This is a genomic window from Allobosea sp. P1_A7, assembly GCF_056406775.1.
Genome location: NZ_JBFTZN010000120.1, coordinates 1 through 16016, shown reverse-complemented (window position 1 = coordinate 16016; position 16016 = coordinate 1). Strand labels below are relative to the sequence as shown.

General features: G+C 64.4%; 16 protein-coding genes. 9 read left to right on the top strand and 7 right to left on the bottom strand.

Going from position 1 to position 16016, the window contains the following annotated elements:
- The 6 genes from AC1D34_RS20460 to AC1D34_RS20435 all read left to right on the top strand — a co-directional run.
- A partial coding sequence (locus tag AC1D34_RS20460; RefSeq protein ID WP_476825169.1) for a L,D-transpeptidase occupies nt 1-474 on the top strand: 474 nt, incomplete at its 5' end.
- Between the two features lie 80 nt (nt 475-554).
- Nucleotides 555-1853 (top strand): bifunctional sulfur transferase/dioxygenase Blh, encoded by a 1299-nt coding sequence (gene blh / locus AC1D34_RS20455; protein ID WP_476825168.1) that lies wholly within the window; start codon nt 555-557, stop codon nt 1851-1853.
- A 32-nt stretch (nt 1854-1885) separates the two neighbouring features.
- Nucleotides 1886-2182, top strand: a complete 297-nt coding sequence (gene bigR, locus AC1D34_RS20450; RefSeq protein WP_441492529.1) for a sulfite-sensing transcriptional repressor BigR — start codon at nt 1886-1888, stop codon at nt 2180-2182.
- Nucleotides 2179-2583 carry a YeeE/YedE family protein gene (locus tag AC1D34_RS20445; RefSeq protein ID WP_441492401.1) on the top strand — a complete coding sequence of 135 codons (405 nt, stop codon included), beginning with the start codon at nt 2179-2181 and terminating at the stop codon, nt 2581-2583. Before bigR ends, AC1D34_RS20445 begins: the two co-directional genes overlap by 4 nt.
- A complete protein-coding gene (locus AC1D34_RS20440) occupies nt 2580-3023 on the top strand; it encodes a DUF6691 family protein (RefSeq protein ID WP_476825167.1) in 444 nt (147 codons plus the stop codon). Before AC1D34_RS20445 ends, AC1D34_RS20440 begins: the two co-directional genes overlap by 4 nt.
- 305 nt (nt 3024-3328) lie before the next feature.
- A complete protein-coding gene (locus AC1D34_RS20435; RefSeq protein ID WP_476825170.1) occupies nt 3329-4123 on the top strand; it encodes a DUF899 domain-containing protein in 795 nt (264 codons plus the stop codon).
- A 163-nt stretch (nt 4124-4286) separates the two neighbouring features.
- Here AC1D34_RS20435 and AC1D34_RS20430 read toward each other — a convergent pair whose 3' ends face one another.
- On the bottom strand, nt 4287-5306 hold the full coding sequence (locus AC1D34_RS20430; RefSeq protein WP_476825166.1) for a PAS domain-containing protein: 1020 nt from the start codon (nt 5304-5306) through the stop codon (nt 4287-4289).
- A gap of 137 nt (nt 5307-5443) precedes the next feature.
- Entirely contained in the window at nt 5444-7018 is a 1575-nt protein-coding gene (locus AC1D34_RS20425; RefSeq protein WP_476825165.1) for a S10 family peptidase, read from the bottom strand.
- Nucleotides 7019-7306: 288 nt separating this feature from the next.
- Between AC1D34_RS20425 and AC1D34_RS20420 the strand changes: the two genes are divergently transcribed.
- Together AC1D34_RS20420 and AC1D34_RS20415 are read left to right on the top strand one after the other, a co-directional pair.
- Nucleotides 7307-8287: a L,D-transpeptidase family protein gene (locus AC1D34_RS20420; protein ID WP_476825164.1), complete on the top strand. Its 981-nt coding sequence runs from the start codon at nt 7307-7309 to the stop codon at nt 8285-8287.
- Nucleotides 8206-9081, top strand: coding sequence for an extensin-like domain-containing protein (locus AC1D34_RS20415; RefSeq protein ID WP_476825163.1), 876 nt, complete (start codon nt 8206-8208; stop codon nt 9079-9081). The genes AC1D34_RS20420 and AC1D34_RS20415 overlap by 82 nt, the downstream gene beginning before the upstream one ends.
- Before the next feature lie 86 nt (nt 9082-9167).
- On the opposite strand, the gene AC1D34_RS20410 is transcribed toward AC1D34_RS20415, so the two are convergent.
- The 5 genes from AC1D34_RS20410 to AC1D34_RS20390 form a co-directional block, all read right to left on the bottom strand.
- Nucleotides 9168-10448: a DUF763 domain-containing protein gene (locus tag AC1D34_RS20410; protein WP_441492405.1), complete on the bottom strand. Its 1281-nt coding sequence runs from the start codon at nt 10446-10448 to the stop codon at nt 9168-9170.
- Nucleotides 10449-10595: 147 nt separating this feature from the next.
- Nucleotides 10596-11516, bottom strand: a complete 921-nt coding sequence (locus AC1D34_RS20405) for a serine hydrolase (protein ID WP_476825162.1) — start codon at nt 11514-11516, stop codon at nt 10596-10598.
- A gap of 40 nt (nt 11517-11556) precedes the next feature.
- Entirely contained in the window at nt 11557-12372 is an 816-nt protein-coding gene (locus AC1D34_RS20400) for an ABC transporter permease (RefSeq protein WP_476825161.1), read from the bottom strand.
- A gap of 3 nt (nt 12373-12375) precedes the next feature.
- A complete protein-coding gene (locus AC1D34_RS20395) occupies nt 12376-13311 on the bottom strand; it encodes an ABC transporter permease (RefSeq protein ID WP_441492408.1) in 936 nt (311 codons plus the stop codon).
- Between the two features lie 46 nt (nt 13312-13357).
- Nucleotides 13358-14884 carry an ABC transporter substrate-binding protein gene (locus AC1D34_RS20390; RefSeq protein WP_476825160.1) on the bottom strand — a complete coding sequence of 509 codons (1527 nt, stop codon included), beginning with the start codon at nt 14882-14884 and terminating at the stop codon, nt 13358-13360.
- 118 nt (nt 14885-15002) lie between these two features.
- Between AC1D34_RS20390 and AC1D34_RS20385 the strand changes: the two genes are divergently transcribed.
- Nucleotides 15003-15878, top strand: a complete 876-nt coding sequence (locus AC1D34_RS20385; RefSeq protein WP_476825159.1) for a LysR family transcriptional regulator — start codon at nt 15003-15005, stop codon at nt 15876-15878.
- Nucleotides 15879-16016 lie beyond the last annotated feature (138 nt).

The window sequence follows — 16016 nt, the reverse complement described above, 5'->3', positions numbered from 1 at the left end:
GATCTGAAGCCGGCCTATATGCGCCAGCTCGTCGATTACCGGACCCGGGAGCAGCCCGGAACGATCGTCGTCGATCCCGAGGCACGCTTCCTCTATCTCGTGCAGGAGGGCGGTAAGGCGCTGCGCTACGGCGTCGGCGTCGGTAAGGAGGGGCTTGAATTCACCGGGACGGCGCGCGTCGAGCGCAAGGCGCAATGGCCGCGCTGGACGCCGACGCCGGACATGATCCGGCGAGAGCCCGGCCGCTATGCGAAATGGGCCGGCGGCATGGCAGGTGGCGCGAGCAATCCGCTCGGCGCCCGGGCGCTCTATCTGTTCAAGAACGGCAAGGACACGCTCTACCGCATCCACGGCACCAACGAGCCCTGGACGATCGGCGAGGCCGTCTCGTCAGGCTGCATTCGAATGATGAACCAGGACGTGATCGACCTGTATAATCGCGTTGCCGGCGGCTCCAGGGTGGTGGTGCTCTGACCGCGTGACGTGCCTCTTGCGGGTCTTCAATATACATTATATGATATTGTATATTGAAGACCCGCAAGAGGAGCGACGCCATGCCGACCGTCAGGATCAGCGACAGGCTCACCATTGGTGGCCAGCCTTCGCTTGCCGAGTTTGCGCAGCTCGCAGGCGAAGGCTTCGCGACGGTCGTCAACAACCGGCCCGATGGCGAGGAGGCCGGGCAGCCCGGCACCGAGGCCGAGGCGTCCGCCGCAGCTGAAGCCGGGATTGCCTATGCGCATATTCCCGTCACCGGGTCGACCATCACCGAGGCCAATGTGCGGGCATTCCAGAGAGCAGTCGCCTCCACATCCGGGCCGGTCTTCGCCCATTGCAAATCCGGAACGCGCGCGTTGACCCTGCACGCGCTGGGCGAGGTTCTCGACGGGCGCCTCGAGGCGGCGGATGTCCGGGCATTCGGCGAGCGGCTCGGCTTCGATCTCAAGGGCGCGCAGGCCTGGCTCGCTGCCCGAGCGCTGCCGGCCCGGCCCGAGGTMAAGGGGTTCTACGAGCCGCGCAGCGGCAGCATCCAGTATGTCGTCTCGGATCCTGCGACGAAGAGCTGTGCGATCATCGACCCGGTGCTCGACTATGACGAGAAATCCGGGGCGACCAGCACGGCGAGCGCCGATGCGCTCCTGTCGCATGTCGCGGCGCAGGGGCTGACCGTCGCGTGGATTCTCGACACCCATCCGCATGCCGACCATTTCTCAGCCGCGCATTATCTGAAGCAGAGGACCGGGGCGCCGACCGGCATCGGTGCGCATGTGGTCGAGGTGCAGAAGCTTTGGAAGAAGCTCTATAACTGCCCGGCGCTGCTGACCGATGGTTCGCAATGGGACCGGCTGTTTTCTCATGGCGACCATTTCAGGCTTGGCTCGATCGATGCGCATGTCCTGTTTTCGCCCGGCCATACGCTGGCCTCGATCACCTATGTGATCGGCGATGCCGCCTTCATCCATGACACGCTCTTCATGCCGGATTCCGGCAGCGCCCGGGCCGATTTCCCCGGCGGCAGCGCCACAGCGCTCTGGGCCTCGATCCAGGATATTCTGGCGATGCCTGACGAGACCCGGCTCTTCACCGGTCACGACTATCGGCCGGGCGGACGCGAGCCGCGCTGGGAGAGTACGGTCGCAGAGCAGAGGCGAGCGAACCCGCATGTCGCGGGGATGGACGAGGTGGGCTACGTCGCGCTGCGCGAGGCACGCGACAAGACATTGCCGATGCCAAAGCTGATCCTGCATGCGCTGCAGGTGAATATTCGGGGCGGGCGCCTGCCGGAGCCGGAAGACAACGGCCGGCGCTATCTCAAGATCCCGCTCGATGCGCTCGAAGGTGCCGTCTGGTGACCCTGTCGAGCGAGGTGACGAAGCCAGTCGATATGGCGGCCCGCGCGGACGAGGTCGCGGGACTGCTCAAGACGATGGCCCACCCGGCGCGGCTGATGCTTGCCTGCATGCTTGCCGAGGGAGAATACGCCGTCGGCGAACTGGAAAGCCGGCTCGGCATTCACCAGCCGACGCTCTCGCAACAGCTCACGGTGCTGCGGGAGGCGGGAATTGTCGAGACGCGGCGGGAGGGCAAGCAGATCTTCTATCGCCTGACGGCGGACAAGGCGGCGCTGCTGATCCGCGCGCTCTATGACATCTTCTGCGAGCCGGAGGCCCCGCAACCATGAGTTACTGGCCCTCGCTCTTCGGCGGCATGCTGATCGGGCTCTCTGCGGCGCTGCTGCTGCTTCTCAACGGTCGCATCGCCGGCATCAGCGGCATCGTGGGCCGGCTGGCGCAGGGCGCTCAGGTGCCGGCCAACGCCGCTTTCCTGATCGGGCTCCTGGCCGGTCCGGTTCTCTTCGCCATCGCCTTCGGCCGCTGGCCGCAGGTGACGATCGCGGCCTCCTTGCCGATCATCCTGATTGCGGGGCTGCTGGTCGGCTTCGGCACGCGGATGGGCTCGGGCTGCACATCGGGCCACGGCATCCTCGGGCTTGCGCGATTCTCCCGCCGTTCGATTGCCGCGACCGTCACCTTCCTGGTAGCCGGAATCGCTGCGGCCACCCTCATGAGGCTCGTCGGATGACACAGCGCTTGCCACGCCTGTTCGTCGCGCTTGTCGCTGGCGCCATGTTCGGCTTCGGCCTTGCGCTGTCGGGCATGCTCGATCCGGCCCGGGTCATCGGCTTCCTGGATATCGGGAGCGGTCATTGGGACCCGAGCCTCGCCTTCGTGCTCGGCGGCGCTCTTGCCGTTGCGCTCGGTGCGATGGCGCTGGTGCGGCGAATGAAGCGTCCCGTCCTCGACGATCATTTCCATATCCCGCCGCCCGGGCAGATCGACCGGCGGCTCATCCTCGGATCTGCTCTGTTCGGGCTCGGCTGGGGCATGGCCGGCTTCTGCCCGGGTCCGGCGATTGCCGCGCTTTCCATGGGGTTTCTGCCGGTCGTACTGTTCGTTGCGGCCATGCTGGCCGGCATGACGATTCATGACCGCTTCGTCGCCGCCGGGACTGCAGGCGGTTGATTCGATCCGTGTCAGTCCGGATCTGAGCCCTCAACCCAGCTTCGGATTCTTTGGCGCATGGAGTTTGTCCTGCCGCTCAAAGGGGCCGAGTGGCAGGGTCCGATCGCGGCGACTTCCTTGAGTGGCGCAGGCCCCGCGCCTGCGATCAGCGGCTCCGTCCGAATATCGCCACGCTTGTTACTCCCACTGGCCGATCTGCGGTGCCAAACTGCCTGACGATCAATGGCGAGCAATGAGCGCCAAATGGAAGCGTGTTGCGTCCTGAAGGTGCGGGAGATCGCCTAAACCAGGAGGTTTCAGAGGCCATGACACAATCAGCCGAGAGCGGACGGAAAGGCGGACAACCGGTCATGCGGACACCAGCGGTCGTACCGTCGCTGGCATGGGAGGAAGCCCGCAAGCAACTGCTCGTGAAGGAAAAAGCCCAGACCCTGGCCCGTGACGCCCTGGCCGCCGAGCGGCGGCGCATGCCGTGGACGGCCGTGACGAGTGCGTATGCGTTCGAGGGACCTGCGGGCAAAGCCAGCCTGCTCGACCTGTTCGACGGTCGGCGGCAGCTGATCGTCTACCGCGCCTTCTTCGAGCCGGGCGTTTTTGGCTGGCCGGACCATGCCTGCCGGGGCTGCTCCATGGTGGCCGACCAGGTTGCTCATCTCGCCCACCTGAACGCCCGCGACACCACCCTCGTCTTCGTCTCGCGTGCGCCGCAGGCGGATATCGCACGGCTCAAGGAGCGGATGGGCTGGACGATGCCCTGGTTCACCCTCACGGACGGTTTCGATGCCGATTTCGGCGTGGACGAATGGCACGGCACGAACGTGTTCTACCGTGACGGTGATCGGGTGTTTCGCACCTATTTCATCAATAACCGCGGCGACGAGCAGATGGGGAACACCTGGAACTATCTCGACATCACGCCGCTGGGCCGGCAGGAGGTCTGGGAGGACTCTCCCGCAGGCTATCCGCAGACGCCAACCTATAAGTGGTGGAACTGGCACGACAGCTACGTTGCCGACGCGGCGCCCGACAAAAAATGGGTCGAGGTGTCGGATGCCGGAGAGGCTGCCTTCCGGGACCGAAAGGCAGATCCAACGGCGTGAGCCGTGCCTCACGCCGTTTCCGAGTTCTGCCGGGAGAATTTTACGCCTGCGCTGCCATTGAGCGTTCAGGCGCCTGAAACGGTGTCCTGAACGTTGCAACGCGGTTCTGGCCGACGCGAGCCCTGCGGGTCTGGCCGGTCATGACATGGAGGTCGATGGCGCATCAGCGACGCAGATCGGCGAGGTCCGCCTCGATCACTGCGACCAAACCGGTGGGCAGCCAAAGGTACTGCATCTTGGCGCCAAGCTGAGAGTGCGCCGCCCTATCGACGAGAACGCTGCCGAAGCCCGGCTGTCCGGAAGGCGTAACTACGTCGGGGCCGCCGATCTCTTGCCAGGTTATGAAAAGCTGCTCCTGCCGAACCTCGGTGGAAACMGACACGGACCCGCTTTCGCTGGACAGCGCACCATACTTGACCGCATTGGTCGCCAGCTCATGAAAGATCAGCGCCAGCGCGGTCGCTGCACTCGGGCCGACCGCAGCATCCTCTCCTTGAATGGTCACGCGATCTGCGTGGCCCTCGCGATAAGGATCGAGCAGGCGTGACAGCAGCAGCGTCAATCCTCCGTCGCCGATCTCCTTGTCGACGACGAAGGCATGGGCGCGATGCAGGGCCTGGAACCGGCTCTGCAGTTTCTCGGCGAAGCCCTTGCTCGCCGGCTCGAAGCGGGCCGCCATCCGCACCAGACTGTTCACAACGGTGAAGATGTTGGCGATTCGATGCGAAAGCTCGCGGGCGATCAGCTCACGCTGCTCTTCGGCGCGGCGCCTTGCTGTAATGTCGATATGGGCCCCGACGAGGCGAACCGCGCCGCCATGCTCGTCTCTGGTGATTTCGGCCTTTGCGAGGATCCAGCGCGTCTGGCCGTCACTTGGCCTGATGATGCGATACTCGACTTCGTACTCGGTGGCAGGGCTTTTAACGGTGGCGAGGAAATGGCCCACGACACGCGCGCGGTCATCGGGATGAATCCGGGCAACCCAGGCCTCGTGGCTTTCATGGATCGCGTCCGGCGGTAATCCGTGGACGGCCAAATACTCTGGCGAGCGGACATTCTTGAATTCACCGTGGCGCAGGTCGACCTCCAGGCCGCCGATCTGCCCGATGCGTTGGATGCGTGCGAGCTCGGCTTCGCGGGCGCGAAGTTTGCTCTCGGCCGATTCACCTAGGTTGTTCAACATCTTGTCCCGGCTCAATCGGCGCAGGATCCTATATGTCGCCGTGCTTGACCACCCGCAATGTCATTGGACATGGCGTGGCAGCTTTCGCTGTGATCAGTTGGGAAAGCGGGGCTTCAGCGCGCGGGCCCGGCTCCTCCTCACAATCCCTGGCGGGCCTCGATCATGGTGCGTGACGCCTCGCGCAAATTCGCGCGCGWGGCGTCACGCGAATAKAACATGTGCCCGCCGGGAAGGACCTGCAGCTTGACGCGGGCAGGATCGCCCAAGGCAGGCAGTTGATCGAGAAGCAGCTTGGTCTCGAAATAGGGCGTGACGAGATCGGTGAACCCGTGTGCGACGATGACCTCGAGGCGGGGATCGAGCGCGAGCACATTGCGGAGCTCGCGGATGGATTCGCGGTCGCCGCGACCCTGGCCATAATTCCAGCGTCGGTTGACCTCTTCGTTCAAGAGGAAATAACGTCCTTCGGGCCGCCAATTCAGATCGTTTGCATAGTGACTGAGCATTGCGCTCGTCAGGGGAGCCGTGATCGCGCCCAGCACGGCGTCCGGCGCCCTGCCGCGCGCGGCTTCGGGATCGGGATCGAGGGCGGCGACGTTTCCGTCATAGGGACTGCCGACCAGCCCCTTGCTGCGGTCCAGTTCCCGCAAAAAGGTGCCGGTGTCGACCTTGCCGCCCATGCGCTCCACGAGAGCCCGGTCGAGCCCTGTCAGCGCTGAGACCCTGTCGGCCAGTCGTTTGGTCGCGTCGCTGTCGCGTGGCCCCTTCAGGAGATCGGCGAGATAGTCGCCGGCAGCATAGTTTTCGGCCTCTGCGAGCGTCTGGTGGGAGAGTTTGCCTTCGCGCTCCAGCTTCACCGCGGCCATCGCCGGGAGCGACACCACCCAGCGAAGCGGCGAGCTGCCGGCGTCGCGCTGGTAGGTGAAGTCGAGTACCGGGGAGAGCATCACGATGCCGGAGACGCCGACACCGTCGCCGGTCTGCAACTCGCTGGCGATCTTGGGGGCGCGGAACCCGCCATAGCTCTCGCCGACGAGGAATTTCGGCGAAGCGAGGCGGTCGTTCAGCCGCAGCCAGTTGGTGACGAAGCGTGAGAGCGACTTGTAGTCTCCCTCGACCGACCAGAGCAGCCCGCGTGCCTCATCGGTGCCGGCGGCGAAACGGCTGAATCCCGTGCCCACCGGGTCGATGAAGACGAGATCGGTGAAGTCGAGCCAGGTATCGGCATTGTCGACGACGAGGGGCGGCATGGACGGGGCGTCGCCCTGCCGGCCGAAAGGCAGCCGCTTCGGCCCCATCAGGCCGAGATTGAGATAGGCAGAGGCGGCACCAGGTCCGCCGTTGAAGGCAAATGTGACCGGGCGCGACGAGGCGGGGACGCCCTGACCACGGTCGAGCACATAGGCGATATAGGCGATTTCGGCGAGCTTGCGGCCGGACTGATCACTGACCGGCAGCGCGCCGGCCGTGGCCGTATAGCGCAGCGTACGGCCGGGCAGGGTCAATTCGTGACGCGTGACGGAAGGCGGCGGCAGGGCTACGCCCTGGCCGGTGACAGGGCGAGACTCCTGCCGATTTGCCTGCGCATCTGCTGGGCCCTGATCCCGCCGCGCCGGCGCAGTCTCCTGCGCTCGCGCCTGGTCCAGGAAAGCCAGAGGCGCTGAAATGGACAGCCCGGCAACGGCAAGTGCGAAAAGCGCGCGAAATCTCATGGCATGTCCCGAGGACGATCCCCAAGAACTTAAGCTGATCCAATGCGGAACATGCCATACATCTCGTATCACGAAGCCGTTAGGTTCCCTGGGCGAGGTCGCTTCGGTAGCGCATCTGCGTGATGATTGTCGGAGGTCTAATGGCTGTTGGATTGCCGACCATGCCGGCGTCCCAAGGGCGACTTGGCCACGCTGACTGGCTGAGCCGAACTGGTGCCCTGTCAAGATCTCGGGAACATGTTGGCGCTTCCGCCGTATAGGGTTTGACCTTATCGGAACCCCCGATCGATGAAGCTCACCGATCTGCACGTAATGGTCCTTATGGTGCTCGTACTCGGTGCGGCCCCTGTGTCGGCCTTGACGCCCGATCAGATCAACACGGCGACATTCGCGCGACCGATCCGTCAGGCGGCGAACGGGCCCGATCCCTTCATCGTGAAGGCTCAGGCCCTGCTCAGCCGGCGCAGCATCTCGCCCGGCGTGATCGATGGCGTCGATGGCGAGAACTTTCGCAAGGCGGTCGCGCAGTTCCGGCGCCAGGAGAGCCTAGGCGAAAGCGACGAGCTGGACGAGGTCGCGTGGCTCGGTCTCGGCGGCGATACCGATCAGGATGTCGTGGTCGAATACAAGCTGTCCGAAAAGGACACGGAATACAAATTCGCCGACGCCATTCCCCGGGACTACGCCAAGCAGGCCAGGATGAAGCGGCTCTCCTACACGAGCCCGCAGGAGATGCTCAGCGAGCGCTTTCACATGAGCGAAGGGCTATTGATGGCGCTTAATCCCGAGCAGCGCTTCACCAGCGCTGGCCGCGGAATTTACGTCATCTCTTCCGAACGCTCTCTCCAGAAGGGCGCTGCCAAACGGGTCGATGTCGTTAAGAGTACGGGCATGGTCGTCGCTTATGGCGATGGGGACACCATCCTTTCCAGCTATCCGGCAACAATCGGAAGCACTGACACGCCCTCTTTGAGCGGGCAGTACAGGGTCACGCGCATCGCGAGGAACCCGAGATACACCTACAATCCCGAGAAAAACTTCCGGCAGGGCAAGAACGATGAAACCCTCGTCCTTCCGCCCGGACCCAATGGACCGGTTGGAACCGTCTGGATCGCTTTGTCGGAACCGACATACGGCATACACGGCACGCCGGAACCCTCGCGGGTCAGCAAGACGACGTCGCATGGATGCGTGAGATTGACGAACTGGGATGCGGAGGAGCTGGCCGACCTCGTGCGCCCGGGTGTGCCGGTGCGATTCCTGGATTGAGGGCGGTGTCAGGTCGCCAGAGACGGCGAGTTCTCGCAGGGATCGCGCTAGCCATTTCTCTGTTCATGTTCGGCTTCGGGGCGCTGGCGCGCGACAGCCAGGCAAAAGTGCAAGGCGTTTCGCAATCGGATCCAGCACGCGTGCTCGCGCCGCTGCCTCCGCCGCGGCCGAGCAGATTGGCCCCGCAGGCTGACTCCACTGCAAACGGGAATTTGTTGGAACAGCGTGTTCCGGCAGTTCCATCGACCTGTATCAGGGCCTTCGAGGAGAGCGGGGGTTTCGTATTGCCCTCGCAGAACGGCGCAAGCACGGGGGAATGTGCGATCGAGGATCCGGTGACGTTCCAGCGCTTGACCATGCCCGACGGTTCCAGGATCGAGTTGGACAGCGCGATCACCGTGCGGTGCTCTCTTGCGCTCGAGGTTCTCGCCTGGATCCGCGACGATCTCGCTGCGCTGGCGAGGCAGGAGAACGCCCGGCTTGCGAAGCTGACAGGGGTCGGCGGATATGCCTGCCGGTCACGAAACGCCGATACAGGTGCGCCGATCAGTGAGCATGCGAGCGGCAACGCTCTCGATGTCGGCGGGTTGCTGATGCAGGATGGCCGCGCCGTGGCATTCGCGGGTCAGGAGCCTCTGTCCCGCTCAATGCGCGACGCGGTGCAGAAGAGCGTCTGCCAACGGTTCGCCACCGTGCTCGGCCCGGGAGCCGACAGTTCCCACAAGGACCATCTTCATCTCGACATGCGCCAGCGCTCGCGAGGGTTTCGCATTTGCCAGTGGACGGTCGAATGAAGAGCAGTCCTGTTCTCCCCCCAGTCAGCATGCCAGACGCCGTCGGCGGAATGCCGATGGCGACGCGCTGGCGCCATGGCTGACGGTCAAGCCGGGTTCGCCTTCGCAGGCGGCGCGGGTGCCGCTTCACCGTCCGACCGCTCCCAGCCGAAGACGCTCCGGCCACCATACTCGGCGGAGCGCAGTCTCTCCTCCGTGACATACTCATCCAACGTCGGACCGGAGACGACGCGCTCCAGGCGCCGGCTTTCCCGGTCCAGACGTGCGATGGCAGCGAGCCTGTCGTCCTGACCGAGTTTCGCCCGATCGATGGCGGATTTCAGCACCGCGATCGTCTGGTCGTAGACCTTGGTGGGCACGGCGAACGGCTGTCTGTCCTTGCCGCCATGGGCGAGAGAGAAGCGCGCAGGATCGGCGAACCGGCACGGCGCGCCATGGATCACTTCCGCGACCATCGCAAGCGAACGGACCGTGCGGGCGCCGACGCCGGGCACGAGCAGCAATTCCGAGAAATCGGCGGGGGCGCTGTCGGCGGCTGCGGCGAGCGCACCATGGAGCCGTCGCGCAATGACGTCCTTGGGCCTGACCTCGTGATGTGCCGGCATGACGAGATGAGGTAGGGAAAGCTGCGCCGGCGACAGGACCGGCGGCGCCCGGTCGCGCTCCAGCGCCGCAAATTCCCTCACGATCCCCGACGGTCCGATGTCGCGCAGCAGATCGATCTGGCCGTTGCGGGAGAGGGCGGCGCGCCTGTCGGTCAGATTGATGATGCTGCCCTGGTTCTTGCCATCGATGGCGGCATGTGGCGCCTCGACGAAACTGCCCAGCCCTTCAGACTGCCAGTGATAGCGCCGGGCGAGGCCGCCATCGCCATTCATGCCCTGCTGCACCACGACCCAATGGCCGTCATTCCCGACGAAGAAGCCATGGAGATAGAGGTCGAAGCCGTCCTGCACGGCGGCACTGTCGACCTTGGCGACCAGCCGGCTCGCGGTGGCGAGCGCCTGTCCGTCGAACCCGACCCTCGCTCCAATCTGTTCGAGCTCGGCCGGTGTCTCGCGCGAATGGCGGCCCCGCCCGCCACAGACATGCAGGCCCAGCTCGCCCGACAGCGGAGCCAGCCCACGCTTGAGCGCGCCTATCACGCTGGTGGTGATACCCGACGAGTGCCAGTCCATTCCCATCACCGCCCCGAAGGACTGGAACCAGAATGGATGCGCCAACCGCCGCAGCAACTCGTCGCGGCCATAATGATGGATGATCGCCGCGCAGATGACCGCGCCGAGCTGCGTCATGCGCCGACCGAGCCAGGCGGGCACGCGGCCATGGTGGAGCGGAAGGTCGGCGCTGCCGGATCGCCGGGTCATGGCGAAGTCTCGCGAACGAAAGAGGAACGCCTGATATAGCCCGGCCTGTCCCCGCTTTCTACAGAAGTTGATCCTCGTCGAGGCGGCTGGTCCTGTCGCTCCGTTGCGCCCGACCGCCGGTCGTCGCCGTRCACATCAAGATTCCGTTCAAATCCCGGCTATCTCGGCTGCAACCAACTTACCAATCCCCGGCAGGAAGCCGTCATCCTCTCCGATCGCTTCGCCCTGGGTGAAGACGGTCAGGATGAAGTCCTCGCCGCCAGGCAGGATGGCGCGCATCGTGTCGTGGCGGCGAAATTCGGCGCGTGCATCGCCCAGCCAGCGGGTCCGTCCGGCCTTGGACCAGATCCGCGAACCGTCCGGCAGGCCGCCGCCGAGATATCCGAGCAGTTGATAGGCGCCGCGGGCCCGGTCGGGACTTTCCTGGTCGCGAATGAGGTGGTCGCGCACCCGCTTCAGGCGAGCTTCCGGCAACAGCGAGGAGCCATAAAAGATCTCTGACATCAGACGCGCCATTGCGATCGGCGTCAGGCGGTTGTGGCCGATGGGAGAGAGATTGAGCCCGATTTTCTCGCGGCCGTAGCGCAAATCATCCATCAGCTTCTGGTCGAGATTGATGCCGACCAACTCGGACCAGCCCAAGCCGGCGAAGAAGCGGTTGATCTCCCGGCGGCGCTCGCACCAGTCGGCCAGGGCCTCCCCCTGCAGCAATGTGTCGCCGGTCGTGCCGGTGAGCAGGTCGATGATGTAGTTCGTTGCCGAATTGGACGACCAGAGGATCATGTCGCGCATCGCGCGGTCGAGTTCCTCATGCTCGGTCAACCGTCCCTCCGTGAGGGCCGCCTGCGCCGCGACGAGGTGAAAGACCTTGACCAAAGAGCATGGGTAGCTCCGCCAGTCGGCATGGCGGGCAGCTCCAACCGGTTTCTCACCAGCAGGCTGAGGGCGCAGCAGGACATAGGCGAACTGGTCCAGCGGGACACCACGTCCGGAATAGATCGAAGACGCATGGGCCTCGATGGCGCGGCCGATCCGCTGCAGTTCTGTATCGTCGCGAAAGAAGCTCATGATGTCCTCATGGCGCAGGCATCGGCCGCGCAGGAAAAGGTCAGCCCTTCGGGCGCAAGGCGGTGTCGACCCCCTCGCCGATCAGGGCGAAGGTCACACCGGTATAGATGATGGCGAGACCCGGGCAGGTCGCGATCCACCAGGCGTCGAACAGGAACTCGCGGCCGTCCGAGATCATCAGCCCCCATTCCGGTGTCGGCGGCTGGATGCCGAGGCCGAGGAAGCTAAGCGAGGTCACGGCCAGGATCGTCAGGACGACATCCGCCATTGCATAGACGATTGCCGGGGTCACGGCGTTGGGCAGGACATGCCTGGCAACGATGTGCCGGTCGGTACCGCCGAAACTGCGCGCTGCCTGCACGAATTCGAGTTCGCGCAGCACCAGCACCTCGCCACGGACAATGCGGGCAAACGAGATCCAGTTCACCAGCAGGAAGGCGAGATAGAGGTTGAATTCCCCGGGACCCAGCACGCCGACGATGGCGATCACCAGGACATGGAAGGGGAAGGCCCAGAAGATGTCGGTGATACGCATGATCACGGTATCGACGCGGCCACCGACATAGCCGGAGAGCGCACCGATCGCCGCGCCCAACATGGCCGGCGCCGCGACACAGATCAGTGCCACCCTCAGATCGACGAGACCGCCCGCCATGACCCGCGAGGCGACATCGCGCCCGAGATCGTCCGTGCCGAACCAGTGGCCGAGTGAGGGCGGCTGCAACGTATTGCCGTAGTCGATGAGGAAGGGATCATGCGGTGTCCAGACTTGCCCCAGCCCGACGAACAGGCTCAGCAGGGCGAGCATCACGAGGCCGATTGGCAGCGTCGGATTGAGGCGGCGCAGTCGCGTCATGGTTCAATCCAGCCTGATGCGCGGGTCGGCCAGCGCGTAGGCGATATCCGTCGCCAGGTTGATCAGGACCACGAGCACGGCAAAGACGATGGTCAGCCCCTGGATCATCGGGTARTCGCGGGCGAATATCGATTCAACGAAGAGCGAGCCGAGCCCGGGCAGGGCGAAGACCGTTTCGATCACGACCGTGCCACCGATGATCCAGCTCGTATGTGCGCCGAGCACCGAGATCGAGCTGATCAGGGCATTCGGCAGGACGTGCACGCGCATCGTGCGGTTGGTGCCATTACCCTTGGCCCGGGCCGTCGTGACATAATCCGAGCCGAGCACGTTCAGGATGCCGCTGCGCAGGCTGCGGATCGTCAGCGATGCCGTCGCGAGGGCAATCACCAGGGCGGGAAGCGTCAGATGATGCAGCCGCGAAAGAAAGCCGTCCCCGTACCCGGAGGTGGGGAACAGTGGCACCCAGATMGCCAGCATGACGACAAGGACCAGCCCCAGCCAGAATGAGGGGATGGCGAGCAGGATGGTGAAGACGAGTTTGATCAGGACATCCACCGGCTTGTCCCGCTCGACCGCCGAGAGCAGGGCAAGAGGAACGGTGAGGATGACGGCAATGATGGTTGAATAGGCGACGAGCCACAGCGTCGCCGGCAGGCGCTCGAGCACGAGTTCCGAGACCGCGCGGCCGTGCACCACCGAACGGCCGAGGGTCCCTGAACCGATATCGCCGAGGAACAGCCAATATTGCCGCCAGAGCGGCAGATCGAGCCCGAGGCGCTGTTTCAGCAGCGCAACTTCCTCAGGGCCGCCGCGCGCCCCGAGCAAGAGCGTTGCCGGATCCCCCGGCAGCGCGCGCAGCAGGAAGAAGCAGGCCAGCGTAATGCCAAGCAGCACCGGCACCAGCTGGAACAGCCGTTTGAAGATGTAACCGACCATGATGAGCTTCTGAAAGAAGAGGCGGCCCTGCGGGGCCGCCGGCGCTTCACTTCAGCTTGACGTCCTCCAGGCGGAAATTGGAGGTCGGAAGCACTTCGAAGCCTTCGACATTGCTGCGATAGGCGTAGGACGTGCCGGGATAGAACAGGAAGACCGACGGCGCGCCCTCATGCGCGAGCTTGATCATCTCCTTGAACATCCCACCGCGCTCCGGACCATCGGCCGTGACGCGCTCCTTTTCGTAGAGCTCGTTGACCCGCTCGCTCTTCCATTCCGTGTGGTAGGCATTGGCGCGCTCGGGATTGACGATCAGGAAGCCGGCGAGTTGATCAGGATCGATCGTGTCGCTCGAGGCATAGGAAACCGCCATCTCGTAATCGCCCGCCTTGGTGGTCGACCAATGCGTGCCGCCTTCGACCAGCTTGATCTCGGCCGTCACCCCGACCTGCGCCAGAGCGCTTTGCATCGCCTGTCCGAGCTGGCGGTGCAGCGGACGTCCCGAGTGGATCAACAGCGAGGTCTTGAAGCCGTCCGCATAGCCGGCTTCCTTCAGCAGGGCTTTCGCCTTGGCGACATCGTGGGAATAGGGCTTCAGCGTCGCATCGGCATAGGCCATGGGCGGCATCGGCGAGTTCGCGACCTTGCCGGTTCCATAGAGCAGCGCCTTGACCAGGCCTTCCTTGTCGACGGCATAGTTCAGCGCCTGACGGACACGGACATCGTCGAAGGGCTTCTTCTTCGTGTTCATCATCACGAAGTCGCTGCGCAGGACATCGGCAACAGCAGTCTTGATCGCGCCCGAACGGCTGAGGCTCTGCAACTGGTTGAGCGGGATTTCCAAGGCGACGTCGATCTCACCAGCCTGCAGTTTCAGGACGCGGCTGTTGCCTTCGGGAATGACAAGGAGCTCGGCGCCGTCGAGGTCGGGCTTGCCGGCCTGCCAGTAGGATGCGTTCTTCTTCAGCGAAAGACCCTGGCCCTTATTCCATGCTGCAACCGTAAAGGGGCCCGAGCCGATCGGCTTTTCGAAGAAGCGGTCGGGCGCCGCCTCGAAAGCCCTTTGCGGCAGGATGGCGGAAGAGAACAAGGCCAGGTTGTTCAGAAGCGGCGTGAAGGTCTTCTTGAGCGTGAGGATCACCGTGCGCTGATCCGGCGTCTCGATCGTCTCGATGCCCGAAAAGAAGCGCTTCCAGTTGCTCGCATCGCTGCCGGCCCGCTTCAGTGAGAACGCCACATCTGCGGACGTGACCGGGGTACCGTCGGAGAATTTCGCTTCGCGCAGCTTGAATGTGTAGGTCGTGCCGTCGGCACTGACCTGCCAGCTCTCGGCAAGGCCAGGCTCGAGCTTGGTGGCATCCTTGCTCGGGCGGAGCAGTGTGTCGAAAATCAGCAGTTGCGCGAAGATCGAAGCGTTGTCGCTGGTGGCGATCGGATCGAGCGAGACGAGATCCTGCGTCTGCGCCAGTCTCAACATACCCTTGGCAAGGGCGGGGGAAGCAAGGCCGCCCATCACAGGCGTCATCACGGCGAGCGCAAGCGCGGCAGCCGAAACCATCGAACGAAATCTGGTCATCGCGATCCCCTGTGGTGCCGGTTCTATGCCGACAACGGCCGGCATCCTTTCATGGGCCTCCTAGTCTTGCTAATGAAAGATTTGGCAAGATCTTCAACCAGTTGGAATAGGGTGCGTCATGAAGCTCTCCTCACTGCAGGTCCTCGACGCCTTCGTCCGGCTCGGCGGGACCGGTGAGGCGGCGCAAGGGCTAGAGATGAGCCAGTCCGCCGTGATCAAGGCGTTGAGGCTTGCCGAGTTCGAACTCGGCTTGAACCTCGTCACGACCTTGCAGGGCCGCTTGATGCCGACGCCTGAGGCGCAGGCCCTGACCCAGCGGGCGCAGCCGGCTTTCGCGGCGCTCAGGCGGGCTCGCCATGAGGCCGACATGATGCGGGTCGGCATGGTCGACCGCCTCCGGATCGTGACGGTGCCGGGACTGGCCCACAGCATCCTGCCGCCCGCGATCACGGCAGCCCGACGCGCCATCGGCGATGCGGCACCTGTCGAGATCATGTTCGATCATGTCGCCGCCCATCTGGCGGCGGGAGATGCCGATCTCGCAATCACCTACGGGCCCCTGCCGAACGAAGGGCTGCGGAATATCACGCTGCAGGAAAGTCCGCTTGTCTGCGTGTTTTTTCAGACAGATCCATTGGCTGCGCGAGACGAAATCGGCCTCGAGGACCTCGCGGGGCGTCGACTGATCAGCTATGGGCCGGATGGTTTCAGCAGCGCCGACAGTTTCCAGCAGGCTCTGACCAAAGCGGGCCTTGCACCGCGGATCTCGATCACCGTCCGTCATACCGACTCGGCTTGCCATCTCGTGCGCGAGGGCTGCGGCGTCGCCATCGTTGATGGTTTCGTGATCAGCAGCGGATTGACCGAGGGGCTGGCCGTGCGGCCGCTGCGCGCGAGCCCGGCCGTCATCGCCTATGCGCATCATCGGGAAGGCTCCCACCTGCAGCACTCCGGGCAGGTCCTGCTCGCCTGCTTGATRGAGCGCGCCCCATGAGCGAACTCACGCCGACCCAGGCCGGCATCCTGCTTGCGGTGCATCGCTTGGGCACGACGATTGAGGCCGCACGTGCGTTCAACCTGACGCAATCGGCCATCAGCAAGATCGTGGCGAGGAGTGAAGCAAGCCTTGGTG

What these genes read in the sequence shown, in the direction of transcription:
- bigR (WP_441492529.1), top strand. Translation starts at nt 1,886, where the DNA reads ATGGCGGCCCGCGCGGACGAGGTCGCGGGACTGCTCAAGACGATGGCC.
- AC1D34_RS20445 (WP_441492401.1), top strand. Translation starts at nt 2,179, where the DNA reads ATGAGTTACTGGCCCTCGCTCTTCGGCGGCATGCTGATCGGGCTCTCT.
- AC1D34_RS20440 (WP_476825167.1), top strand. Translation starts at nt 2,580, where the DNA reads ATGACACAGCGCTTGCCACGCCTGTTCGTCGCGCTTGTCGCTGGCGCC.
- AC1D34_RS20435 (WP_476825170.1), top strand. Translation starts at nt 3,329, where the DNA reads ATGACACAATCAGCCGAGAGCGGACGGAAAGGCGGACAACCGGTCATG.
- AC1D34_RS20420 (WP_476825164.1), top strand. Translation starts at nt 7,307, where the DNA reads ATGAAGCTCACCGATCTGCACGTAATGGTCCTTATGGTGCTCGTACTC.
- AC1D34_RS20415 (WP_476825163.1), top strand. Translation starts at nt 8,206, where the DNA reads ATGCGTGAGATTGACGAACTGGGATGCGGAGGAGCTGGCCGACCTCGT.
- AC1D34_RS20410 (WP_441492405.1), bottom strand. Translation starts at nt 10,448, where the DNA reads ATGACCCGGCGATCCGGCAGCGCCGACCTTCCGCTCCACCATGGCCGC.
- AC1D34_RS20405 (WP_476825162.1), bottom strand. Translation starts at nt 11,516, where the DNA reads ATGAGCTTCTTTCGCGACGATACAGAACTGCAGCGGATCGGCCGCGCC.
- AC1D34_RS20400 (WP_476825161.1), bottom strand. Translation starts at nt 12,372, where the DNA reads ATGACGCGACTGCGCCGCCTCAATCCGACGCTGCCAATCGGCCTCGTG.
- AC1D34_RS20390 (WP_476825160.1), bottom strand. Translation starts at nt 14,884, where the DNA reads ATGACCAGATTTCGTTCGATGGTTTCGGCTGCCGCGCTTGCGCTCGCC.